Source organism: Janthinobacterium sp. PC23-8, from assembly GCF_002250505.1.
Taxonomy (GTDB): domain Bacteria; phylum Pseudomonadota; class Gammaproteobacteria; order Burkholderiales; family Burkholderiaceae_D; genus Janthinobacterium.
In genome coordinates this window covers 2258126-2281126 of record NZ_NJGY01000001.1, presented here as the reverse complement: position 1 = coordinate 2281126, position 23001 = coordinate 2258126, and the positions used below count along the sequence as shown (strand labels likewise).

Annotated in this window: 20 protein-coding genes and 4 tRNA genes; 15 read left to right on the top strand and 9 right to left on the bottom strand. The window is 61.6% G+C overall.

From position 1 onward, the window contains the following. Nucleotides 1-213: 213 nt before the first annotated feature. The 12 genes from CD932_RS09795 (at nt 214) to ahpF (ending at nt 12132) form a co-directional block, all read left to right on the top strand. A complete protein-coding gene (locus CD932_RS09795) occupies nt 214-2469 on the top strand; it encodes a YgiQ family radical SAM protein (protein ID WP_217907282.1) in 2256 nt (751 codons plus the stop codon). A gap of 73 nt (nt 2470-2542) precedes the next feature. Next, nucleotides 2543-2737 carry a hypothetical protein gene (locus tag CD932_RS09790; protein WP_094442469.1) on the top strand — a complete coding sequence of 65 codons (195 nt, stop codon included), beginning with the start codon at nt 2543-2545 and terminating at the stop codon, nt 2735-2737. Nucleotides 2738-2741: 4 nt separating this feature from the next. Beyond that, nucleotides 2742-3050: a type II toxin-antitoxin system RelE/ParE family toxin gene (locus CD932_RS09785; protein ID WP_176460816.1), complete on the top strand. Its 309-nt coding sequence runs from the start codon at nt 2742-2744 to the stop codon at nt 3048-3050. A gap of 165 nt (nt 3051-3215) precedes the next feature. After that, nucleotides 3216-4151, top strand: a complete 936-nt coding sequence (locus CD932_RS09780; protein ID WP_254926611.1) for a sugar ABC transporter substrate-binding protein — start codon at nt 3216-3218, stop codon at nt 4149-4151. 77 nt (nt 4152-4228) lie between these two features. Next, entirely contained in the window at nt 4229-5782 is a 1554-nt protein-coding gene (locus CD932_RS09775) for a sugar ABC transporter ATP-binding protein (RefSeq protein ID WP_094442466.1), read from the top strand. A gap of 19 nt (nt 5783-5801) precedes the next feature. Beyond that, the gene (locus CD932_RS09770; protein ID WP_094442465.1) at nt 5802-6770 is read left to right on the top strand and encodes an ABC transporter permease; all 969 of its coding nucleotides are present in this window, start codon (nt 5802-5804) and stop codon (nt 6768-6770) included. Between the two features lie 9 nt (nt 6771-6779). Next, on the top strand, nt 6780-7817 hold the full coding sequence (locus CD932_RS09765) for a LacI family DNA-binding transcriptional regulator (protein ID WP_094442464.1): 1038 nt from the start codon (nt 6780-6782) through the stop codon (nt 7815-7817). Further along, complete coding sequence (gene rbsK, locus CD932_RS09760) at nt 7814-8725, top strand: ribokinase (RefSeq protein ID WP_094442463.1); 912 nt, start codon at nt 7814-7816, stop codon at nt 8723-8725. Before CD932_RS09765 ends, rbsK begins: the two co-directional genes overlap by 4 nt. A gap of 8 nt (nt 8726-8733) precedes the next feature. Next, a complete protein-coding gene (gene rbsD, locus CD932_RS09755; RefSeq protein WP_094442462.1) occupies nt 8734-9126 on the top strand; it encodes a D-ribose pyranase in 393 nt (130 codons plus the stop codon). 198 nt (nt 9127-9324) lie between these two features. Beyond that, on the top strand, nt 9325-9720 hold the full coding sequence (locus tag CD932_RS09750; protein WP_094442461.1) for a DUF3597 domain-containing protein: 396 nt from the start codon (nt 9325-9327) through the stop codon (nt 9718-9720). Between the two features lie 154 nt (nt 9721-9874). Next, on the top strand, nt 9875-10438 hold the full coding sequence (gene ahpC, locus CD932_RS09745; protein WP_094442460.1) for an alkyl hydroperoxide reductase subunit C: 564 nt from the start codon (nt 9875-9877) through the stop codon (nt 10436-10438). A gap of 98 nt (nt 10439-10536) precedes the next feature. Then, complete coding sequence (gene ahpF, locus CD932_RS09740; RefSeq protein ID WP_094442459.1) at nt 10537-12132, top strand: alkyl hydroperoxide reductase subunit F; 1596 nt, start codon at nt 10537-10539, stop codon at nt 12130-12132. Nucleotides 12133-12196: 64 nt separating this feature from the next. Here ahpF and CD932_RS09735 read toward each other — a convergent pair whose 3' ends face one another. From CD932_RS09735 to CD932_RS09710, 6 genes are all read right to left on the bottom strand, one after another. Then, on the bottom strand, nt 12197-12823 hold the full coding sequence (locus CD932_RS09735) for an ATP-binding cassette domain-containing protein (RefSeq protein WP_094442458.1): 627 nt from the start codon (nt 12821-12823) through the stop codon (nt 12197-12199). Continuing rightward, nucleotides 12814-13821 (bottom strand): hypothetical protein, encoded by a 1008-nt coding sequence (locus tag CD932_RS09730; RefSeq protein ID WP_141213221.1) that lies wholly within the window; start codon nt 13819-13821, stop codon nt 12814-12816. Before CD932_RS09730 ends, CD932_RS09735 begins: the two co-directional genes overlap by 10 nt. 198 nt (nt 13822-14019) lie before the next feature. After that, nucleotides 14020-14096, bottom strand: a tRNA-Asp gene (locus CD932_RS09725). A 54-nt stretch (nt 14097-14150) separates the two neighbouring features. Continuing rightward, nucleotides 14151-14226 (bottom strand) — tRNA-Val (locus CD932_RS09720). Between the two features lie 184 nt (nt 14227-14410). Continuing rightward, nucleotides 14411-14487: transfer RNA gene (locus CD932_RS09715), tRNA-Asp, on the bottom strand. Nucleotides 14488-14541: 54 nt separating this feature from the next. Next, nucleotides 14542-14617: transfer RNA gene (locus tag CD932_RS09710), tRNA-Val, on the bottom strand. A gap of 225 nt (nt 14618-14842) precedes the next feature. On the opposite strand from CD932_RS09710, the gene dinB reads away from it, so the two are divergent. After that, nucleotides 14843-16027 (top strand): DNA polymerase IV, encoded by a 1185-nt coding sequence (gene dinB, locus CD932_RS09705; RefSeq protein ID WP_254926540.1) that lies wholly within the window; start codon nt 14843-14845, stop codon nt 16025-16027. 117 nt (nt 16028-16144) lie between these two features. Beyond that, on the top strand, nt 16145-17041 hold the full coding sequence (locus tag CD932_RS09700; protein ID WP_094442455.1) for a recombination-associated protein RdgC: 897 nt from the start codon (nt 16145-16147) through the stop codon (nt 17039-17041). Nucleotides 17042-17167: 126 nt separating this feature from the next. Here the strand turns inward: CD932_RS09700 and CD932_RS09695 are convergent, their stop codons facing one another. Next, nucleotides 17168-19903 carry a TonB-dependent receptor gene (locus tag CD932_RS09695; protein WP_094442454.1) on the bottom strand — a complete coding sequence of 912 codons (2736 nt, stop codon included), beginning with the start codon at nt 19901-19903 and terminating at the stop codon, nt 17168-17170. A gap of 488 nt (nt 19904-20391) precedes the next feature. Then, nucleotides 20392-20877: an asparaginase domain-containing protein gene (locus tag CD932_RS09690; RefSeq protein ID WP_094442453.1), complete on the bottom strand. Its 486-nt coding sequence runs from the start codon at nt 20875-20877 to the stop codon at nt 20392-20394. Nucleotides 20878-21044: 167 nt separating this feature from the next. On the opposite strand from CD932_RS09690, the gene CD932_RS09685 reads away from it, so the two are divergent. Further along, nucleotides 21045-21818: an L-asparaginase gene (locus CD932_RS09685; RefSeq protein WP_094442452.1), complete on the top strand. Its 774-nt coding sequence runs from the start codon at nt 21045-21047 to the stop codon at nt 21816-21818. On the opposite strand, the gene CD932_RS09680 is transcribed toward CD932_RS09685, so the two are convergent. Continuing rightward, a complete protein-coding gene (locus CD932_RS09680; RefSeq protein ID WP_094442451.1) occupies nt 21796-22821 on the bottom strand; it encodes a D-2-hydroxyacid dehydrogenase family protein in 1026 nt (341 codons plus the stop codon). The two genes, CD932_RS09685 and CD932_RS09680, sit on opposite strands and share 23 nt — an antisense overlap. Nucleotides 22822-23001: the final 180 nt, after the last annotated feature.

Genomic DNA, 23001 nt, shown 5'->3' with positions numbered 1-23001 from the left:
CGCTTCGCGATCGCGATGCGCCCCATTGGCGCGCATCGCCCCCAAGTGATTGAAATATAAACGTTTTTTGCACCGAAATCCAACAGTCGAATGCAGGCTGTCAGGTTTGAAATGGCCAATTCCGGTACAATCGGGCCAATGAACTCCCCAACCAATTTATTTGCGACCGTTCCCAAGCGGTCTGCCCGCGCTGCCGTGGCGCCTTTCCTGCCGATGTCGCGCGCCGAGATGGATGCGCTGGGCTGGGACCAGTGCGACGTCATTCTCGTCACCGGCGACGCCTATATCGACCACCCGAGTTTTGGCATGGCCCTGGTCGGCCGCCTGCTCGAAGCGCAAGGTTACCGCGTCGGCATCATCAGCCAGCCCGACTGGCTGTCGGCCGACGCCTTCCGCATCCTCGGCAAGCCGCGCCTGTACTACGGCGTGACCGCCGGCAATATGGATTCCATGGTCAACCAGTACACGGCCGACCGCAAGATCCGCTCCGACGACGCCTACACGGCCAACGCCGAACCGAACAAACGCCCGGACCGCGCCGTCACCGTCTACGCCCAGCGCGCGCGTGAAGCTTATCCGGATGTGCCGGTGGTGATCGGCAGCATCGAAGCCTCGTTGCGCCGCATCGCCCACTATGATTACTGGTCGGACAAAGTCCGCCGTTCGGTGCTGCCCGATTCCAAGGCCGATTTGCTGATCTTCGGCAATGCCGAGCGCGCGCTGGTGGACCTGACGCACCGCCTGGCCGCCGGTGAAGCGATCAAGGATATCCGCGACCTGCGCGGCACCGCCTTCATGGTGCCGGCCGGCTGGTTGCCGGGCGACGACTGGGGCGTGCACAATTCCACCCGCGTCGACGTGCCCGGCAAGGTCGATCCGCATTACAGCCCGTATGACATGGTGCAGGAAGACAAGACCGCCTGCGCCACCGAGAACGCCTCGAAGTCGGCCGAAGTGATCAAGCCGATCCGCATCATGAGCCGCGAAGAACGGCTGGCGATGGCCAAGGAAAAGCACGACAAGACCGTGGTGCGCCTGCCCGCGTACGACGTGGTCAAGGACGACCCGGTGATGTATGCGCACGCTTCGCGCGTGTTTCACCTGGAATCGAACCCCGGCAATGCGCGCGCCATGGTGCAGGCGCATGGGGAACGCGACGTATGGCTCAATCCGCCGCCGCTGCCGCTGGCCATGGACGAGATGGATGGCGTGTACGACATGAACTACGCGCGCGCGCCGCACCCGAGCTACGGCAAGGCGCATATCCCGGCCTGGGAAATGATCCGCTTTTCCGTCAACATCATGCGCGGCTGCTTCGGCGGCTGCACCTTCTGCTCGATTACCGAGCACGAAGGCCGGATTATCCAGAGCCGTTCGGAACCGTCGATCCTGCGCGAAATCGAGCATATCCGCGATAAAACCAAAGGCTTTACGGGCACCATTTCCGATATGGGTGGTCCGACCGCCAATATGTACCGCCTGGCCTGCAAGGAAAAAGAGATCGAAGTATCGTGCCGCCGCCTGTCGTGCGTGTACCCGTCGATCTGCGTCAACCTCGGCACAGACCACAGCAAGCTCATTTCACTGTATCGCAAGGCACGCGCGATTCCCGGCATCAAGAAGGTATTGATCAGCTCGGGCCTGCGCTACGACCTGGCCGTGCGCTCGCCCGAATACGTCAAGGAACTGGTGACCCACCACGTCGGCGGCCTCCTGAAAATCGCGCCCGAGCACACGGAAGAGGGCACCTTGTCGAAAATGATGAAGCCCGGCATTGGCGCCTATGACGAATTCAAGGAAATGTTCGACCGCTTTTCGCTCGAAGCGGGCAAGAAGCAGTACCTGATTCCGTATTTCATCGCCGCCCACCCCGGCACCACCGATCTGGACATGCTGAACCTGGCGCTGTGGCTGAAGAAAAACAATTTCAAGCTGGACCAGGTGCAGACCTTCATGCCGACACCGATGGCGATGGCCACCACCATGTATCACACGCGTAAGAATCCTTTGCGCAAGGTGACCGCCGACTCGGAAACGGTGGAAACGGCGCGCAGCGGCAAGATCCGCCGCACCCATAAGGCCTTCCTGCGCTACCAGGACCCGGCCAACTGGCCGATCCTGCGCGAAGCGCTGGTCAACATGGGCCGTGGCGACCTGATCGGCAATGGCGACAAGCATTTGATTCCGGCCTGGACCTCGTCGGAATCGGGCGGCCTGGCCGCAGGCGAACGCAGCCGCCAGACGCACGGCGCCGGCACGCCCGACAAGTTCAAGGTCACGCCGGGCAAGAACCGCATAGCGCTGGGCGGCACGGCGGCCGCGCCGAAAGCCTCGGCGGCCGAGTCAAAAGTGCGTCCGTCGATTCTGTCGACCATCAAGACCAGGGCAAAACCGGCGGCTATTGCGCCGATCAGCCGTGGCAAGACGCCTGCGGCCAAGGGTGGTGCGCCGGCACGCGGGCGCAGATAAGCGGCCAATTGAAGCAAGCCCGTTTGGTGCCGGCTTGCTTCAACTGCATAAGAAATAGGCATATAATTCACTGATGACTACCGTAACCACGCCTGTGGCGCCAAAATTCCTGATGCCCCGTGACGCCGATGCAGTTGGCCCGCAAAACGAGGCGGAACGCCGGCTGTATGAACTCGTCATGGAAGGCCTCAACAGCGGCCCTTCGCCGACAACAAACGTCGCCGAGTTGGCCGCTGAACTGCGAGCGCGCATCCGCACCAAGCGATAAAGTCGTGGAATTCAAACTTGCGCCCGTTGCCAAAAGTGATGTGCTTGAGATTACCGACTACTACGCCGAGATCTCTGTCGACCTGGCTGAGCGCTTCGTTTCCGAGCTTGAAACTACCTTGCACGGCCTGTGCTTCCAGCCCGGTGTCGGATCGCGCCGCTATGCTCATTTCCTTGCTGACCAATCGTTGCGCGTCTGGCAGCTTGATCACTTCCCCTTTCTGCTGTTCTATCGTGTCGACGGCATCTGGATCGAAGTATTGCGCGTCCTGCACGAACGACGCGACCTTTCCGCCAATCTGATCACCCACTAATTGCTGCACTGCACATACAGAATTGCTTGCACTCCAATGGGGCATTGAGGCACACTTCGCTACGCGCAAACGTTTGCGCGCAGCGTTTTACAAAAAAGCATTGCTCAGACGTGCTTGCCCAACCATACCCTGGAGACTGACATGACATCCCGTATTCGCCTCAAAATGATCGCCGCCGCCGCTCTCGTGTGCACCCTGCCTGCCTTGCCGGCGATGGCGCAGACAACGGCCAAACCGAAGGTCGCACTGGTGATGAAGTCGCTCGCCAATGAATTTTTCCTGACCATGGAAAACGGCGCGAAGGCGCACCAGAAGGCCAACGCCGCCAAATATGACCTGCTGTCGAACGGCATCAAGGATGAAACCGATACCTCGAGCCAGATCAAGCTGGTCGAGCAGATGATCGTCTCGCGCGTGAACGCGCTGGTGATTGCCCCGGCCGACTCGAAAGCGCTGGTGCCGGTACTGAAGAAAGCCGTCGATGCGGGCATTCTCGTGGTCAATATCGACAACAAGCTCGACGACGCTGCCCTGAAAGAAAAAGGCATCTCGATTCCATTCGTCGGCCCGGACAACCGCAAGGGCGCCAAGCTGGTCGGCGACTTCCTGGGCAAGCAGATCAAGAAGGGTGACCAGGTCGCCATCATCGAAGGCGTGTCGACCACCTATAACGCACAGCAGCGCACGCTGGGCTTCCAGGACGCCATGGCCAGCGCCGGCGCCAAGGTCGTCAGCGTCCAGTCGGGCCAGTGGGAAATCGCTCCGGCCAACACGGTCGCCGCCGCCATGCTGAACGCCAACCCGAACATCACCGCCATCCTCGCTGGCAACGACAACATGGCCCTCGGCGCCGTGTCGGCCATCAAGGCCGCCGGCAAGACCGGCAAGGTGAAGGTTGTCGGTTACGACAATATCAACGCCATCAAGCCGATGCTGGCTGACGGCCGCGTACTGGCGACCGCCGACCAGTTCGGTTCGCAGCAAGCCGTGTTCGGTATCGAAGCCGTGCTGAAAGCCATTGCCGAGAAGAAAAAGCAAGCAGAGCTGGGCGGCACCATCGAAACCAGGGTGGAACTGGTGACCAAGGGCGCCAAGTCCTGATCGTCTGATCCCGCCGGGGCTGGCGTGTGCCGCAATGGCAGGCGCCAGCCCCGTTTGTCCTTTTACGCGGAGCTTCCATGCCTAGCGACACCCCTGCAGCGCACCTTGCCGCCACCCCTTTGCTCACGCTCGACAATATCGGCAAGTCCTATGTCGGCCCCGTGCTCGGCGGCGTGGCCCTGCGTTTCATTCCCGGCCAGGTGCTGGCGCTGACGGGCGAAAACGGCGCGGGCAAGAGCACGCTGTCGAAGATCGTCTGCGGCCTGGAGCAAGCCACCACGGGCACCATGTTGCTCGATGGCAAACCGTATCAGCCGGCCTCGCGCGGCGCTGCCGAAGCGCTGGGCATCCGCATGGTGATGCAGGAGCTGAACCTGATTCCGACCCTGTCGATCGCGGAAAACTTATATCTTAAAAATTTGCCGCAACGTTTCGGCTGGATCGACCGCGCCCGTCTCGAGCGCGACGCGCGCGAACAGATGGAAAAAGTCGGCCTGGGCGGGCTCGACCCGTGGACCCTGGTGGGCGAACTGGGCATCGGCCACCAGCAGATGATTGAAATCGCGCGCAACCTGATCGGCTCGTGCCGTTTGCTGGTGCTCGACGAGCCGACCGCCATGCTGACGCACCGCGAAGTCGAACTGCTGTTCCTTCAAATTGAACGCCTGAAAGCCGAAGGCGTGGCCATCATTTATATTTCGCACCGCCTGGAAGAACTCAAGCGCGTGGCCGACCGCATCGCCGTGCTGCGCGACGGCCAATTGGTGTGCGACGACGATATCGCAGGCCATACGGCGGCCGACCTGGTCAGTCTGATGGTGGGCCGCTCGGCCGACGACGAGATCGACCTGAGCGGGCGCACCATTGGCGCACCGCTGCTGCGCGTGCGCGGCCTGGCGCGTGGCGACACCGTGCACCCCACCTCGTTCGACCTGCGCGCCGGTGAAATCCTTGGCATCGCCGGCCTGATCGGTTCGGGCCGCACGGAACTGCTGCGCCTGATCTTTGGCGCCGACCGCGCCGACGCCGGCCAGGTCTTCCTGGGCGACAGCGAAACGCCGGCCGTGCTCGGCTCGCCGCAGGCGGCCGTGAAGGCCGGCATCGCCATGATCACCGAAGACCGCAAGGGCCAGGGCCTGCTGCTGCGCCAGTCGATCGCCATCAACACCACCCTCGCATCGCTCGACACCGTCAACCGCGCCGGCTGGATGGATCATGCGGCGGAAGCCACCGTCGCCAATGACTATATCGGCCAGCTCGGCGTGCGTTCGCGCAACTGCGAGCAGGCCGTCGGCGAACTGTCGGGCGGCAACCAGCAAAAAGTGGTGATCGCGCGCTGGCTGTACCGCGACTGCCCCGTGATGCTGTTTGACGAGCCGACGCGCGGCATCGATATCGGCGCCAAGTTCGACATCTATCAGGTGCTGGCCGAACAGGCGCGCCAGGGCAAGGGCCTGCTCATCGTCTCGAGCGACCTGCGCGAACTGATGCTGATCTGCGACCGCATCGCCGTGATGAGCGCCGGCAAGATCGTCGACACTTTCGAGCGCGGCGCCTGGAGCCAGGACGCGCTGCTGTCGGCGGCGTTCTCCGGCTATATGAATACTCCTTCCACCCCCGCCGCGGCTTGACGCCGCCGGAAAGCTATCCATGACGACTTCTTCTCCTTCGTATCTGCAGCGCAGCCTGGCCGACCTGAAAAACTATGCGGGCCTGATCGGCGCGCTGCTGGCCATGTGTGTGCTGTTCTCGTTTGCCAGCGAAAACTTCTTTACCGTGGCTACCCTCAGCACCCTGTCGAACAATATTCCGACGCTGGTGGTGATGGCGGTTGGCATGACCTTTATTTTGATTATCGGCGGCATCGACCTGTCGGTCGGCTCGGTGATGGCGCTGGCCGCCTCGGTGCTGTCGCTGGCGGTGGTGCACTGGGGCTGGCCCGTATGGAGCGCGGCCTTGCTGGGCATGCTGGTGGCCGGCACCTGCGGCGCGATTACCGGATTGATTTCCGTCGGTTGGCGCATTCCGTCCTTTATCGTCTCGCTGGGCGTGCTGGAAATGGCGCGCGGCCTGGCCTACCAGGTGACGAACTCGCGCACCGAATATATCGGCAGTGCCGTCGAAGGCATCAGCTCGCCGATCGCGTTCGGCCTGTCGCCGGCCTTTATCGCCTCGATCGCCATCGTCGTCATCGGCCACCTGGTGCTCACGCGTACCGTGCTGGGCCGTCACTGGATCGGCATCGGCACTAATGAAGAAGCGGTGCGCCTGTCGGGAATCAATCCAAAACCGTCGAAAGTGCTGGTCTTCGCGCTGATGGGCCTGCTGGCCGGCGTGGGCGCGCTGTTCCAGGTCTCGCGCCTGGAAGCGGCCGACCCGAACGGCGGCGTGGGCATGGAGTTGCAGGTGATTGCCGCCGTGGTGATTGGCGGCACCAGCCTGATGGGCGGGCGCGGTTCCGTCATCAGCACCTTTATCGGTGTGTTGATCATTTCCGTGCTGGAAGCGGGTCTGGCGCAGGTGGGCGTATCCGAACCCGTCAAACGCATCGTCACGGGCCTGGTAATCGTCGCCGCCGTGGTGCTCGATACCTATCGCCGTCGCGGCGAGCGCGCATAATAGCTTTCCATGGCGACCATCAAACAGGTGGCACAGGTGGCGGGGGTGTCTTTCACCACCGTCTCGCACGTGCTCAACAAGACGCGCCCCGTCAGCGACGAGGCGCGCGCGGCCGTACTGGCGGCGGTGGCGCAATTGCATTACGTGCCCAGCGCGCTGGCGCGTTCCCTGAAGTGCCGCAGCACCGGCACCGTCGGCCTGATCATTCCCAACAATACCAACCCGTATTTTTCGGAAGTGGCGCGCGGTATCGAAGACAGCTGCTATGCGGCCGGCTACAGCGTGATCCTGTGCAATTCCGATGACGACCCGGTCAAGCAGCGCGAGTACCTGAACGTGCTGCTGACCAAGCGCTGCGACGGCTTGATTCTGTCCGCGCTGGCCGACCGCGATGGCGAACTGCTGCATAAAATGAAGGTGCCGGCCGTGCTGCTCGACCGCGCGCCATGCGACCTGTCGCACGATGTGGTGGCGGTCGACAACCGCGCCGGCGGCCTGTTGGCCGCCCGGCATCTGCTGGGCCTGGGACGCCGCCGTATCGCCTGCATCGCCGGCCCGCAGGAAGTCGGCATTTCCAACGAGCGCATTGACGGCGTGCGCGGCGCCCTGCAAGACGCCGGCCTGGCCTTCGACGCCGCCTTGTGCCGCCACAGCGACTTTACCAGCGCCGGCGGCTATGCGGCCGCTTTGGCGTTGCTGGCGCTGCCGCCAGGGCAGCGCCCCGACGCCCTGTTTTGCTGCAATGACCTGATGGCGTTTGGCGCCCTGCGCGCTGCCGCCGAGCTGGGCATTGCCGTGCCGGGCCAGTTGGCCGTGGTGGGCTTTGACGATATCGACCTGGCCAGCTTCGTGCATCCGCCATTGACCAGCGTGGCGCAAAATACGCGCGAGCTGGGCCATATCACCGCCGCCTGCCTGCTGGCGCGCATTGCCGACCCTGCCTTGCCGCGCCAGCAGCGCAGCGTGGCGCCGGTGCTGCACGTGCGCGGCTCGTCCGGCCATACTTTGACTTCACCTTTTACTGAACAGATGGGAATGACACCATGATCGTGGTTATCGGCAGCATTAACATGGACCTGGTCTTGCGCGTGCCGCGCATGCCGCTTCCCGGCGAAACCCTGACCGGCGGCGCCTTCCGTACCATTGCCGGCGGCAAAGGCGCCAACCAGGCCGTCGCCTGCGCGCGCATGAGCGGCAAGGTCGCCGCCGGCGGCCAGCAGGTGGCCATGGTGGCCTGCGTCGGCGACGACGCGTTCGGCGCCACCCTGCGTGCCGCGCTGGTATCTGACGGCATCATCGACAGCCATGTCAGCACCGTGCCGGGCGTGGCCTCCGGCATCGCCTCGATCCTGGTCGACGACAACGGCCAGAACAGCATCGTGCTGGCCGGCGGCGCCAACGACTGCCTGAGCCCGGCGCATATCGATGCGGCCAGGGAACTGATAGCACAGTCCGACATCGTCGTGCTGCAACTGGAAGTGCCGATGGAGACCGTGATCCACGCCATCAAGCTGGCGCGCTCGCTGGGCAAGACCGTGGTGCTGAACCCGGCCCCGGCCGCCCGTGTGCCGGCCGACGTGCTGGCGCTGGTCGACTACCTGATCCCGAACGAAATCGAAGCGGCCATGCTGGCCGGCGGCGAGGTCGCCGCGAACGATGTCAAGGCATTGGCGGCGGCCTTGCAGGCGCAGGGCAGCGACAATATCATCATCACCTTGGGTTCCAAGGGCGTGCATGCGGCCCTGTATGGCGGCGACTACGACTTTCCGGCGCAAGCGGTGCAGGCGGTCGATACCACGGCCGCCGGCGACACCTTTATCGGCGGCTTTGTGGCCGGTCTCGCGTCGGGCCTGGACGAAGCCGAAGCGATTGCCCAAGGCCAGCGCGCGGCCGCCTGGAGCGTCACCAAGCCCGGTGCGCAGACCTCGATTCCCTACCTGCACGAATTGTTTTAATCACGCCCATGAAAAAATCACCGCTGCTCAATATTGCCCTGTCGCAACTGGTTGCCTCGCTTGGCCATGGCGACATGGTCGTCATCGGCGACGCCGGCCTGCCGTCGCAGCCCGGGGTTCCCCTGATCGACCTGGCCCTCACGCATGGCATTCCCGGCTTTATCGACACCGTCACTGCGGTGCTCAGTGAAATGCAGGTCGAACACCATTTCCTGGCCACCGAACTGCCGCACCACAACCCGACCATCGCCGCGCAAGTGGCGGCGCTGGCGTTGCCGGATGCGCGCCAGCTGTCGCATGAAGAATTCAAGCAGCTGAGCAAACGCGCGCGCGCCATCGTGCGCACCGGCGAATGCAGCCCGTACGCCAATGTGATCCTGGTGGCCGGCGTGGTGTTCTGAGCGCCATCCCCTTTCTGCCGTCCTGACCGAAGCACGCGCCGCCATCGTCCTGGCGGCGTCTCTCCCCTTGAAACACGCGCCTCCCGCCGCCAGCTGCTATCTGGCTAGCGGGACGCGGCCGCTTGTCGTTCCCGGCTTATACTCGTCCGGCTGGTTCTCCATTGATACTTCCATCCACTGACCTAAAGAGGCGCACACATGGGCATTTTTACCAATATCTACAACAAGATTTTTCATCATGGCGAGGCCGCCAAGCCGGATGCACCTGCCACCCCGGCCGCTCCTGCAGCAGCAGCGGCGCCGGCCGCGCCAGCCCCTGCGGCAGCACCGGCACAAGCCGTCGATGTCGAAGCCGTGCTGACCAGCCTGGCTGAAAAGAACCCGGAAAAACTCAACTGGCGCACTTCCATCGTCGACCTGCTGAAATTGTTGCAACTCGATAGCAGCCTGGCCTCGCGCAAGGAACTGGCGCAGGAACTGCATTTCACGGGCGACACCAATGACTCGGCCAGCATGAACATCTGGCTGCACCGCCAGGTGATGGTCAAGCTGGCCGAAAACGGCGGCACGGTGCCGGACTCGCTGAAGAACTGAGCTGTTCAAGCCGCCGGGAAGCCCCTATGATGGGGTTTCCATACGGCCACGATAGTCAAAAGCAATTGAATCTATTGTGACAATCAATTTTGAATATGGACTGAAACCCTTTACACTAGGGTCTTACTGATTCACCACACGAGAGGAAATGACCATGTCGCTCATCAATACCCAAGTTAAACCATTCAAGGCAACCGCATACCACAACGGCAAATTCGTCGACCTGACGGAAGAGTCCCTGAAAGGCAAGTGGTCGATCTTTGTGTTCTACCCAGCCGACTTCACCTTCGTTTGCCCAACCGAACTGGAAGACCTGGCCGATCACCACGCCGCCTTCCAGCAAATGGGCGTCGATGTCTACGGCATCTCGACCGACTCGCACTTTGCCCACAAAGCCTGGCACGACACCTCGGACGCGATCAAGAAAGTGCAATACGCACTGATCGGCGACCCGACCGGCACCCTGTCGCGCAACTTCGAAGTCATGATCGAAGAAGAAGGCATGGCACTGCGCGGTACCTTCGTCATCAATCCTGACGGTTTCATCAAAGTGCTGGAAGTGCATGACAACGGCATCGGCCGTGACGCGTCGGAACTGCTGCGCAAAGTCAAAGCCGCACAATACGTTGCCGCTCACCCAGGCGAAGTTTGCCCGGCCAAATGGACCGAAGGCGCCGCCACCCTGACCCCATCGCTGGACCTGGTTGGCAAGATCTGAGTCTTGATGCACCACGCAGCACACAAGTAGTTACCGCGATGCCGGACCGGGCGTCCGGCCCGGCAATCGCCTAAATATTTGTAAAAGGAAAAATAATCATGTTAGACGCAACCCTCAAAACCCAACTGAAATCCTACCTGGAAAAAGTGGTGTATCCGCTTGAGCTGGTCGCTTCTCTCGATGACAGCGCAAAAGCCCGCGAGATGAAAGAATTGCTCCAGGAAATAGTCCTGTTGAGCGACAAGATCACGCTGGTCGAGCGCAATGACGCTGGCGTACGCGCTCCGTCGTTCAGCATCAACCGTGCAGGCTCCGACATCGGCGTGCGTTTCGCCGGTGTGCCGATGGGCCACGAATTCACTTCGCTGGTGCTGGCATTGCTGCAAGTGGGCGGCCACACCATCAAGTTCGATGACGCCGTCATCGAGCAGATCCGCAACCTCGACGGCGACTTCGAGTTTGAAACCTTTATTTCGCTGTCCTGCCATAACTGCCCGGAAGTGGTGCAGGCCCTGAACGCCATGTCGGTGATCAACCCGCGCATCAAGGTCACCACCATCGACGGCGGCGTGTTCCCGAAAGAAGTCGAAGAGCGCCAGATCATGGCCGTGCCGATGATGTTCCTGAATGGCCAGCATTTCGGCCAGGGCCGCACCAATGTCGAGGAAATTCTCGCCAAGCTCGACACCAACGCCGGCGTGCGCCAGGCCGCAGCACTGAGCAAGAAAGACGTGTTTGACGTGCTGATCGTCGGCGGCGGTCCTGCCGGCGCGGCAGCGGCCATCTACGCCGCCCGCAAAGGCATCAATACGGGTGTGCTGGCCGAACGTTTCGGCGGCCAGACCCTCGACACCATGGCCATCGAGAACTTTATCTCGGTCAAGGAAACCGACGGCCCGAAATTTGCCATGGCGCTGGAACAGCACGTCAAGACCTATGACGTCGACATCATGAACACCCAGCGCGCCGCCAGGCTGACGCCAGGCAAGTTGATCGAGATCGAAACGGCCAGCGGCGCCGTGTTGAAAGCCAAGACCGTGATTCTGGCGACCGGCGCGCGCTGGCGCGAAATCAACGTGCCGGGCGAGAAGGAATACCGCAACAAGGGCGTGGCGTACTGCCCGCACTGCGATGGCCCGCTGTTCAAGGGCAAGCGCGTGGCCGTGATCGGCGGCGGCAACTCGGGCGTGGAAGCGGCGATCGACCTGGCCGGCCTGGTCAAACATGTCACCCTGGTCGAATTCGGTGCAGAACTGCGCGCCGATGCGGTGCTGCAACGCAAGCTGCACAGCCTGCCTAACGTCACCGTGATTACTTCGGCGCAAACCACCGAGATCCACGGCGACGGCAAGATCGTCAATGGCCTGAGCTACACCGACCGGGTCAGCGGTGTGTCGAACAAGGTCGAGCTGGAAGGCGTGTTCGTGCAGATCGGCCTGGTGCCGAATACCGAATGGCTCAAGGGCACGCTGGCCTTGTCGCGCCACGGCGAGATCGAAGTGGACGCCCGCGGCCAGACCTCGATTCCGGGCGTGTTTGCGGCCGGCGACGTCACCACGGTGCCGTACAAGCAGATCATTATCGCCACCGGCGAAGGCGCCAAGGCAGCCCTGTCCGCCTTTGACCACCTGATCCGTTCAGGCGACGATGAAGTGGTGGAAGAGTCGGCCTCGAAAGAAGCCATGACGGCCTAAGCTGCGATACACAAAAAACCGGAACCACCACAGGAGGTTCCGGTTTTTTTACGCCTGTTTGAACCTACAGTTGCACGGTTGCCGCCAGCGGCAGCTGCGGCGCCAGATGGCTGGTCAGCACGATGCACTGGCGCGTCAGGCGGGCGGGCTCGGCCAGGCGCTGGCGCAGATGCGCCATGGCGTCGCTATCGAGACCGTTGAACGGTTCATCGATCAGCAGCAGGCGCACCGGCAAGGCCAGCGCCAGCGCCAGTTGCAGCTTTTTATGCTGGCCCAGCGACAGGGCGGTGATGCTTTGCTCCAGACTCGACGTGATGGCAAAGGCGGCAAGTTCCGCGTTCAGCAGCGCCTGGTCGCTGCCCGGATACAGCGCCAGGTGCAGGTCGAGAAATTCATGGACCCGCAGCCAGGGCAGGGCAGGCGCGTCGCCGCCGCAATAGAAGGCCTGGGCGCGGTAGGCCAGCGGCATGCTGGCACTGTCGAGTTCGTCCAGGCGCAGCTTGCCGCGCAGCGGCGCCAGTGCGCCGCCGGCCAGTTTCAACAAGGTGGTCTTGCCGGTGCCGTTGGCACCACGCAGCCAGGTAATGCCGGGGCCGAATTGCTGGCTGAAGCCCTGGAACACGCTGTGCGTGGCGAAATGAAAATCGAGCTGCTCGACATGCAGCATGGGAGAGGACTGCTTCAATTCCATAATTCGCTTCCGATGGCACTCAAGGCAAGAATGGATAACACGACCAGCGCGACGCGTCCGCGCGCGGTGAGGCGCGGCAGGCCGGCGATAGCCAGCACGGCCACGCTGGCGGTGATGGCGTAGACACTGGTGACGCGCTGCTGCAACACGGCTGGATCGATGCAGTACAGCAAGACAGCAGCACCCAGCAGCACTGTCAAGGCGGGCAGCAGGCTGGCGGCGCAGGCCAGGCGGATCACATGGGCGCTGCTCACGGGCCACGCATTGAGCGATGGGCGCAGCACGGCCAGCTGTTCGCGCACGGCCTTGTCGCCCCGGTCCGTCACAAGAACGAGGCTGGCGCTGGCCAGCAAACCGAGCAGCGGCGCCGGCACCAGCGGCACGCGCAGCAGCCAGGCCAGCATGCTGGCGGTCGCGCCGGCCATCAGCACGCTTTGCTGCGCGCCGATCACATTGTCGTTGCGCCAGAACGGCAGCCAGAACAACTGGCGCCACAGGAACAGGGCAGGCCAGCGCGGGCGGCGGTAGCTATATGCCGTCATGGTTGGCGCGCGCGCCTGTTGCGCCGGACGCGGTGTGCGCAGGCGCAGGGCCACGATGCAGCTGGTCACTAACCAGGCCAGCAGCCATGCGACGATGATGATGGCGATGCCGGGCGCGGCGACCGGGCGCAGCCACGGTGGCGACTGCAGCAGCCAGATGCCGGCCGAGACGGCATAGGCGACGCCCAGCGGCAGCATCAGCAGGCCGGCCACGGCGATATCGGCTTGCCGGCGCAGGCGTGGCGACACGGGCAGCTGGCGCAGCCACGCCGCGACGGGAGCGGGCAGCAGGCGCTTGCGCAGCAGCCAGGCGGGCAGGCACGTGAGCAACACTTGCGCGCCCAGCAGGCCCAGCGCGGCGGGCCAGGGCAGCGTCATGGCCAGGAAACCGGGCAGGGCGATGCTGCTGATCAGCGCCAGCAGGACGGGACCGGCCAGGAATACGGCAATTTCCATGGAGCTCATCAGGCTGGCGGCAAATTGCAGCAAAGCCTGATGCGCCAGGCGCAACCGCAGAGCAATATAGGGATGAGTACTGCTGGGTAAGCGCATGCGGGCAGAAAGCAATCAGGAGGAGCGCTGATTCTAGTGCATTTGCTGTCCAGTAATGGGAAAAGCCCTTCGGTTCAGAGAACCAAAGGGCTTTTCTTTTATTGGCGGAGCGGACGGGACTCGAACCCGCGACCCCCGACGTGACAGGCCGGTATTCTAACCAACTGAACTACCACTCCAAGCTCGTATGATCTGTGTTGCCGATCCATGAAGCACCGGATAATTTTCTGATGTGGTGGGTGCTGAGAGGCTCGAACTCCCGACCTACGCCTTGTAAGGGCGCCGCTCTACCAACTGAGCTAAGCACCCGCATACCCAGAAAACTATCCCGACGTTTGTCACCACGTCTGGAAGAGGCACTATTATAGAGGGCAGATTCCCGCTTGTGCAACTAAAAGTACAAAAAAACTTTCAAGGAAAAGAGCCGATGATTTTCCGGCGCCCCAATGGGAAAAGCCCTTCGGTTCAGAGAACCAAAGGGCTTTTCTTTTATTGGCGGAGCGGACGGGACTCGAACCCGCGACCCCCGACGTGACAGGCCGGTATTCTAACCAACTGAACTACCACTCCAAGCTCGTATGATCTGTATTGCCGATCCATGAAGCACTGGACAGTTTTCTGATTTGGTGGGTGCTGAGAGGCTCGAACTCCCGACCTACGCCTTGTAAGGGCGCCGCTCTACCAACTGAGCTAAGCACCCGATGCTTGCTTGTCTCAGAAAACCATCCCGACGTTTGTCACCACGTCTGGAAGAGGCGCTATTATAGGATGGTAAAAATGCTTCTGCAAGCGCTTTTTTCAAATTATCCATGATTCTGCCTGTCCGTTTCAACTTGCCAGAACATCCGTTTCGGGTAATACTGTATGCATGACCAGTATCTTGCCGCCACCATTCTGCGGCAGGCCCAACCGCCGCGAGGTGTCCTTGACTCCATCTGCTCCCCCATCGCCTGAACTACCCGCCGCGCGCCGTTGGATCGCCCACCTCGATATGGACGCCTTTTTTGCGTCCGTCGAACTGCTCAAGTATCCGGAGCTGCGCGGCGAAGCCGTCGTCATCGGTGGCGGGCGGCTGCAGCAGCCCGTGTTGCAGCTGGACGGCACGCGCCAGTTCGCGCGCATGCGCGACTATGTGGGGCGCGGCGTGGTCACCACTTCCACTTACGCGGCGCGCGCCTTTGGCGTGTTTTCGGCGATGGGCATCATGAAGGCGGCCAGGCTGGCGCCCGACAGCATCTTGCTGCCGGCCGATTTCGACGCCTACCGCGAGTATTCGGCCCGCTTCAAGCAGGCCGTGGCGAACCTGGCGCCGGTGATCCAGAACGTCGGCATCGATGAAATCTATATCGACCTGACCGAACATGGCGAAGCTGCGCCGGCGTTTGCGGCAACGTTGAAAGCGGCCGTGTTCGAAGCCACCGGGCTGTCGTGCTCGATTGGTCTCGCGCCCAACAAGTTGCTGGCAAAAATCTGTTCCGACCTTGAAAAGCCCGATGGCCTGACCATCTTGCACCCGGACGATATCGCCACGCGCGTATGGCCCTTGCCGGCAAAAAAAATCAACGGCATCGGCCCGAAAGCCACCGCCAAGCTGGCAGCGATGGACATAGTGACCATCGGCGAGCTGGCGCAGGCCGACCTCGCCATGCTGCGCACGCAGTTCGGCGATGTGTATACAGGCTGGCTGCACCAGGCGGCGCTGGGCATCGATGATCGCCCCGTGCAAACCAGCCGCGAAACCAAGTCGGTCAGCCGCGAAACCACCTTCGAGCGCGACCTGCAGGTGGTGCGCGACCGCGCCATGCTGTCGGAAAAGCTGGAAAGCCTGTGCACGCGGGTGGCCGGCGACCTCGACAAGCAGGCGCTGGCCGGGCGCACGGTGGGCATCAAGTTGCGCTTCGAAGACTTCAGCACCGTCACGCGCGATATCACCTTGCCCAGCGCCACGGCGGACGCGGCGGCGATTCTGCGCGCCACGCGCGACTGCCTGCGGCGGGTGCCGTTCGAAAAGAAAATCCGCCTGCTGGGGGTGCGCATTTCCACCCTGTGCGACCCGTCCCTGGCAACGCGGCAGGCCCCGGCCCAGGCCGAGCTGTTCCCCGCCTTGTAGGTGCTCGGAACCGTATTTCAAGCGTCGCGCCAGCACGCGCTTTTGACGGCAGGAACGTGTCGAAAGTGTAGAATGGCGTCCTATTAGCTCCAACGAAACAACCGGAAGACAAAAACTATGTGGTTCAAGAATCTTCAGATTTACCGCCTGCCCGCGCCGTGGGCCTGCACGCCAGAACAGCTGGAAGAGGCGCTATCGTCGAACAAATTTACGCCGGCCACCAGCATGGACCTGATGCGCCAGGGCTGGGATACGCCGCGTCCGAATGGCGGCCTGGTGCATGTGGTCAACCAACAGATGCTGATCCTGCTGGGTACGGAAAAAAAACTGCTGCCAGCGACCGTGATCAACCAGGTGGCCAAGGCCCGCGCCGCTGAAATGGAAGAGGCGCAAGGCTTTGCGCCAGGCAAGAAGGCCATGAAGGAACTCAAGGAGCGCGTGGCCGACGAACTGCTGCCGCGCGCCTTCAGCATCCGCAGCAATGTCTGGACCTGGATCGATCCGGTCAACGGCTGGCTGGTGGTCGATGCGGCCAGCCCGGCCAAGGCCGACGAAGTGATCAAGCTGCTGTTGAAAGCCGTCGACAAATTGCCGCTGGAAAGCCTGCGCGTGCAGCGCTCGCCGGTGGCGGTGATGACGGAGTGGTTGCAGGCCGACGACGCGCCGGCCGGCTTCACGGTCGACATGGATACGGAATTGCGCGCCACCGGCGAAAGCAAGGCCACCGTGCGCTATGTGCGCCATACCCTGGAAGCGGACGACGTGCGCCGCCATATCGCGGCCGGCAAGCAGTGCACGCGCCTGGCCATGACGTGGAACGACAAGATCTCGTTCGTGCTGACGGAATCGCTGGCGATCAAGAGCATCAAGCCGCTCGACGTGATCAAGGAAACCGAATCGAGCACCAAAAACGACGAAGAGCGTTTCGACGGCGACATGATGCTGATGACGGGCGAACTGTCCAAGCTGATGGCCGACGTGGTCGAAGCACTGGGTGGCGAAGCGAAGGCATAAACCGCCGGCTTTGCCGTACGAAGAAGAGCCGCCTGCGGCTCTTTTTTTACGTGTGCGTTTTGATACGGACATAAAAAAACGCCCTGCACGGTGAAGTGCAGGGCGTTTTCGCAAGGCTGGTTCAGATTAGAACTTGTAGTTGCCGGTGATGTAGAACGAACGCATCATCGGATCGGCGTAGCGGGGATCGAAACCGATCTGGTGGCCCGACGACGCGCGCAGCGACAGCGGTGGCTCACGGTCGAACAGGTTCTTGATGCCGGCGCGGATCGTGGTTTGCTTGTCAAAGGCGAAGCGTGCTTGCCAGTCGACCGTGGTGTACGACGGTACTTCCAGGCGCAGCGTTTCGTTTTTGCCGCTATCGAGGTTGCGCACGGAGGCCGCCGCATCGGTGTAGCCGTTACGGTAGTTGACGGTCAAGGTGTTGCTCAGACGGCCAGTATCGAGGGTCGTCGTCAGCTTCATCAGGTTGCGGAACGTCACTTCGTTGGTGCTGCCAAAGAAGTTCATGTTGCTGGTGTAGACGCTGTCGCTGCCTGGTACCGTGTAGTTCGCATGCAGCATGTGGGTGCCGCTCAGTTGAGCGGTCAGCTTGCCGAAGTCAAACTTGTGGTTGGCCGACAGATCCCAGTCGATACCACGGTATTCCTTCTTGCCGATATTGACTTGCAAGGATTTGAACGCGTAGTAGGTGTTGCCGGTCGATGGCTCGGTGTAGGTGGTGAAGCTGGTCGCGTATTTGACCGGATCGGCAAATGCCTGCTCTTCGGTGATTTCCGACACCGCATTGGTCAGCTTCACGTCCCACAGATCGGCGCCAAACGAGAAGGCGGCGCTAGGCTCGATACGGAAGCCCAAGGTGAACTGCTTCGATTTTTCCGATTTCAGGTTCGGGTTGCCTTGCGAGACTTCATTGTATTGTGTCGCTTCGGAACGGCACAGTGCGGTACCCGGGTACGGGCAATCGAACTTCTTGGCGGTAAAGCCGGCATTGACCAGTGGCTGGGCGATATCCAGCATGCTAGGCGCCTTGAAGCCGGTGCCGTAGGAACCACGGATCAGCACGGTTTGTACCGGCTGCCAGCGTGCCGATACCTTGTAGGTATTGGCGCTGTCTTTTTTACCCACCGTTTCATGCGTCAGCTTGTTGTCGATGGCCTTGACGGCATCGTAACGGCCACCGACGGTCATTTCAAACGACTTGGTCAGCGGCGCCAGCAGTTCGACGAAAGCGCCGTAGGTATCACGGCTCAGGTCGTACGCAGGCGAGGTGTTGAAGTTGTAGATGTCGGCCGTGGTGGCGCCGCTGCTTGGCGACTGCTCATAGCGGTAGGTACGGTAATCACCGCCGACGCCGACGCTGGCTTTGCCGCCTGGCAGGTCGAACAGTTCACGCGAACCGTGCGTGTCGACGCCGCGCATGGTGGTCGATGCGGTACGGATCGAACCGGTGAATTGGGCATTGGCGACTTGCGACTGCACCGAAGCGCTCTGGGTTGGCGAGAACGGATTGAATGCAGGATTGGCGACAATATCCTTGAATGCCTGGTTCTTGGCATAGCCGCCCGTGTAGCGTTCGTCGATCGCGTTTTGCGACCAGGTCAGGCCGCTTTCAAAGTTCCATGCGCCGATTTCACCTTCCATGCCCAATACCACATGCTTGGTTTCGGTAATCGTATTGCTCGCGCGCAGACCAAAATCGGTGGTGCGGTAGTTGGCCGTCACCGACTTGACGTCGGCGCGTTGCGCTGGCGTCAGATAAGGAGATACGTAGGTGTTGTACAGTGCGCTGTTTTTGGCGATCGAGATAGGTACTGGATTGGCAGCAATCCGCGCCGTCAGGTCGTAACGCGAGTAAGCAACCTCGGCAAACGCATTCATGCTTTCGTTCAGCTTGTAAGTGCCGCGCGAGAAAATGCTGTCGCGTTTTGATTGCGGGACGATTTCCACGGTCGAGCCCGTGTCAAATCCGCAAGCGCGGGCATTGCTGGTGGTAACGTAGGAATCGGTAGGGCAGGCGCCGTTTTGCAGCAGGTACGGCGTAAAGGCGCTCGAAGCACTATTGACATTGTTGTAGGCAACGGTGGCGCCAGCCGGCGAAGCGGACGTGCTGGTGCGATCCCAGATATAGTTCTTGCCGCCGCGCTTGAATTTCAGATACGAGGTATCGGCAAACGAACGGTCGGTGGCGCGCAGCTTTTCCTGTTCGTCGTGACGATAAGAAATCAGGACGTTGTAGCGGTCTTCGTCCAGGTCGCCGAAGCCAGCGGTGATGCTGCTGTTCCAGGCGTTGCCGCCCTTGTATTCAGGACCACCATAGGTCGCTTCCAGGGTTGCACCCTGGACATTTTTCTTCAGGATGAAGTTCAATACGCCAGCGATGGCATCCGAGCCGTACAGGGCCGAAGCGCCATCGGTCAGGATCTCGACGCGCTCGACGGCGCTCATTGGAATGGCGTTCAGATTGACGGTAGTGCCGGAGCCTTGTGGCGCGATGCGGCGTCCGTTCAGCAGCACCAGGGTGTAGGTCTCGCCGATACCGTGCAGCGATGCACTGGTATTGCCGCCCGAATTCGAACCGGCGGCAACGGCGCCGATGGTGAAGCCCTGCATGGCTGGCAGCGCCTGAATCAGCTCGGCCACGGAAGTGGCGCCCGATTTGGCGATCGCTTCTTGCGTCAGGCGCTGCACTGGCAGGGCGCCTTCGACGGCGATACGTTTGATGCTCGAACCGGTAATTTCGACCTTCTGGACGACTTCCTGTTCCTGTGCCATTGCCTGGCCGGTCAACAAGACGCTGCCCGCCAACACGGTCAGGGCCAGGCGTACGCTGCGTACGCCGATTTTTTCTTTAAATGCCATTATAACAATTACTCCGTAGTAGTTTTAATAACGACAAGCAGCGTACGAGCAGTGGTACGGCCAACGGGTGGCAGGCCGGTGATGCTGTACACAGTGGCGTATCCACCTCGGACAGAGAGGGAAAACCACAGCGCGCAATATTGTTATAAATGCACTTTTTGCTTATCGTGATAAACATTATGTCGTCTCAGCAATAAAAAATGGAACTCAACCATGTGGGATTTGGCAATAAATTGCAGATACTGAATAAAATTTAATAAATTGTTAAATGTAAAGATTTATATTCTTTAATTTTACTAATGTAATAAATTATGATTGGTGTTTTTTTACAACAAATGACTGATAATTTTTACAATCATTTATTCGACCGACAATAATTCGATGATTTTAGTGAAAATGCAGAATTTTCAATAGGCGTAAAAAAGCCCGCCAGAAGCGGGCTGTTGGGATTGTGTCGGCGCTGGCCGCGGCGGCCTGCGCCAGGCGCTTTACAATGGCTGGAACACGCCGGCGGCGCGGTTCTTCTGCACATTGTCCCAGGCAAAGATCTGCCCGTTCATCGCCACATATACGCCGGCCGGCAGGGCTTGCGCCACGCCGCAGGCAAAGCCCAGGTTGAACAGGGCGTCGGAGTTGTCGATTTCATACGGAATCATGGCGCCCGTCAGGATGATGGTCTGTTGCAATTGCGCCGCGCCCAGCACTTGCGCCGTTTCGCGCATGGTGTCGGTGCCGTGGATGATGACGATGGCTTTTTCGCGCGCTGCGCGGCACGAGGCCAGGACGCGCTGGCGGTCGGCATCCTGCATGTCGAGCGAGTCGAGCAAGGGCAATTGCTCCAGCGCCACCGGCGCCGTCATGCGCGCGCGCGCGATGGCGGCCGGCAAATGGCTGTCGGAAAAGCCCAGGGTGCCGTTCAATTCGTTGTAATGCTTGTCGAAAGTGCCGCCGGTGGCGAGGATGCGCAAGGTCATGATGTGGTCACGATGTCAGTGGAGAATGACGCGCATGATATCTTGGATTGCCGTGCTTGCGTGAATGATGGTGCCGGCTTGAGCAGGGCTTGTTGGCGTCGCTGGAAAATTCGCCCATCTGTGAGTACACTGGATGTTTTGTTCCCGCTCCGGCTTGATGATTCCCCATGAAAGCGCTTGCTCCCGGCACCGTCATTTTTCACCGCCATCGCGGTTATGGCGTGATCACGTCCGTCAACTTGCTGACCGGCTGGGTCGCCGCGCGCTTCGGCAGCGAAGCGCGCACCCTGGACCTGAACCTGTCCACCGATGACGTCGAGTTCGCCGATGGCGAAGCGATCCGTTTTCGCCGCGCGCCGCCCGACCGCATGCCGCATGCGCGCCTGATGGCCATGGTGCGCGAGCTGCACCGCGCCGGCTATCAAAAGCTGTATCTGTATTCCTGGCCGAAACCGTCCGGCCTGCACTGGCGCTGGCATTTGTTTACGGGGCCGCGCTACTGGATGCAGCGGCCCTGGCGCGAAGGCTGGTATGGCTCGGGCGCCGACTACAACGTCAACCCCGTGATGGGCTGGGGCGATACGCCCGGCGCGGCCACCAGCGAACTGGTCGACGCCCTGGCGCGCTTCGACCCGCAAGGGCTGGCCCAGGCGCTGGGCCGCGACGAAGACCACGCGGTCTGGTTCGCGCACGTCTGCGACGCCTTGCTGCCCAACTATATGTACAGCCTGGACATGCCGCGCGCACCGGGCGCCCCTCTGCCCGAGCTGCCGCCGGTACCGGTGATTGCCGTGCGCGCCGGCCTTCCCGCCTACACCGGTCCGCTGCTCGCCTGGCCACCGGGCTGGACCGGCCTGTGGTCGCGCGCCCACGTGCTGCCGCTGCCGCCCGTCAGCCTCGCGGGTGAACCGGACCTGCTCAAGGGGTTCCAGCGCTCCTGAAAGCCGTTTGCCGCGCATGCGCCAGCACCTCGGGGTTCAGCAGGCGCGTGCATTGCCCTTGTGCATAATCGACAATATTTTGCAGTGCATAGCGGAAATACAGCTCATAGCCGTCACGCTCGACGTAGCCCAGGTGCGGCGTGGCCAGCACATTGGGCATTTGCAACAGCGGTGAGGTTGGCGGCAAGGGTTCCTCCGTAAACACGTCCAGCGCGGCCGCGCCCGGACGCCCTTGCGGCAAGGCCGCCTCCAGCGCGCCATCGGCCACCAGTTCGGCGCGGCTGGTATTGACGAACAGCGCGCTCGGTTTCATGCGCGCCAGGTCCTGCGCCGTGACCAGGCCACGCGTCTGGTCCGACAGGCGCAGGTGCAGGCTGAGCACATCGGCCTGCGCAAAAAACTCCTCGCGCGACGCGGCCGCCGTGTCGCCGGCCGCCACCGCCGCCGCGCGGCTCGTTTCGCTGCCCCACACCAGCACCCGCATGCCGAACGCGCGGCCATAGCCGGCTACCAGCTGGCCGATCTTGCCATAGCCCCAGATACCGAGGGTGCGGCCCTTGAGCGCCGTGCCCAGGGTGTTGTGCGCCGGTTCCAGCGAGGCCATTTGCCACAAGCCTTCTTTCAGGTTCTGTGCATACGGCACGATCTTGCGCTGGGCCGCCATGATCAAGGCCCATGTCAGCTCGGCCGGCGCCGTCGGCGAACCCACGCCTTCGGCAATCGCAATGCCCAGTTCGGTGGCGGCCGCCACGTCGACATGGCCGCTGACCTTGCCCGTCTGCGACAGCAGTTTCAGATTGGGCAGCTTGGCCAGCAGGGCGCGGTTGAAACTGCTGCGCTCGCGTATCAGCACCAGGGCATCAAACGGCGCCAGGCGGATCGCCAGCTGGCCCAGGCCGCGCGTGGTGTTACTGAATACCTTGACGTCGTGGCCTGTGCTTAATTTGAAACAATCGAGGCCGCGCACGGCATCCTGATAATCATCGAGTATGGCAATTTTCATGGAAGTTGACCGATCTTAATGTGAATTTGGTAGGGAAATAACAAAATACGGGCAATGCTGAATAGCCTACTACATTAGTCGGGCTATTCTCCTACATTTTTGCGGAAATAGCGCTTTTACGGGTGTACAATCGCCGACACTTTGCAACATTCTGGTGCATGCACCGCGCGCCACCAGGCG

What these genes read in the sequence shown, in the direction of transcription:
- rbsD (WP_094442462.1), top strand. Translation starts at nt 8,734, where the DNA reads ATGAAAAAATCACCGCTGCTCAATATTGCCCTGTCGCAACTGGTTGCC.
- ahpF (WP_094442459.1), top strand. Translation starts at nt 10,537, where the DNA reads ATGTTAGACGCAACCCTCAAAACCCAACTGAAATCCTACCTGGAAAAA.
- CD932_RS09680 (WP_094442451.1), bottom strand. Translation starts at nt 22,821, where the DNA reads ATGAAAATTGCCATACTCGATGATTATCAGGATGCCGTGCGCGGCCTC.
- CD932_RS09750 (WP_094442461.1), top strand. Translation starts at nt 9,325, where the DNA reads ATGGGCATTTTTACCAATATCTACAACAAGATTTTTCATCATGGCGAG.
- ahpC (WP_094442460.1), top strand. Translation starts at nt 9,875, where the DNA reads ATGTCGCTCATCAATACCCAAGTTAAACCATTCAAGGCAACCGCATAC.
- CD932_RS09695 (WP_094442454.1), bottom strand. Translation starts at nt 19,903, where the DNA reads ATGGCATTTAAAGAAAAAATCGGCGTACGCAGCGTACGCCTGGCCCTG.
- CD932_RS09780 (WP_254926611.1), top strand. Translation starts at nt 3,216, where the DNA reads ATGATCGCCGCCGCCGCTCTCGTGTGCACCCTGCCTGCCTTGCCGGCG.
- CD932_RS09685 (WP_094442452.1), top strand. Translation starts at nt 21,045, where the DNA reads ATGAAAGCGCTTGCTCCCGGCACCGTCATTTTTCACCGCCATCGCGGT.
- CD932_RS09790 (WP_094442469.1), top strand. Translation starts at nt 2,543, where the DNA reads ATGACTACCGTAACCACGCCTGTGGCGCCAAAATTCCTGATGCCCCGT.
- CD932_RS09690 (WP_094442453.1), bottom strand. Translation starts at nt 20,877, where the DNA reads ATGACCTTGCGCATCCTCGCCACCGGCGGCACTTTCGACAAGCATTAC.
- CD932_RS09765 (WP_094442464.1), top strand. Translation starts at nt 6,780, where the DNA reads ATGGCGACCATCAAACAGGTGGCACAGGTGGCGGGGGTGTCTTTCACC.
- CD932_RS09775 (WP_094442466.1), top strand. Translation starts at nt 4,229, where the DNA reads ATGCCTAGCGACACCCCTGCAGCGCACCTTGCCGCCACCCCTTTGCTC.
- CD932_RS09795 (WP_217907282.1), top strand. Translation starts at nt 214, where the DNA reads ATGTCGCGCGCCGAGATGGATGCGCTGGGCTGGGACCAGTGCGACGTC.
- CD932_RS09730 (WP_141213221.1), bottom strand. Translation starts at nt 13,821, where the DNA reads ATGGAAATTGCCGTATTCCTGGCCGGTCCCGTCCTGCTGGCGCTGATC.
- rbsK (WP_094442463.1), top strand. Translation starts at nt 7,814, where the DNA reads ATGATCGTGGTTATCGGCAGCATTAACATGGACCTGGTCTTGCGCGTG.
- CD932_RS09770 (WP_094442465.1), top strand. Translation starts at nt 5,802, where the DNA reads ATGACGACTTCTTCTCCTTCGTATCTGCAGCGCAGCCTGGCCGACCTG.
- CD932_RS09735 (WP_094442458.1), bottom strand. Translation starts at nt 12,823, where the DNA reads ATGGAATTGAAGCAGTCCTCTCCCATGCTGCATGTCGAGCAGCTCGAT.
- CD932_RS09700 (WP_094442455.1), top strand. Translation starts at nt 16,145, where the DNA reads ATGTGGTTCAAGAATCTTCAGATTTACCGCCTGCCCGCGCCGTGGGCC.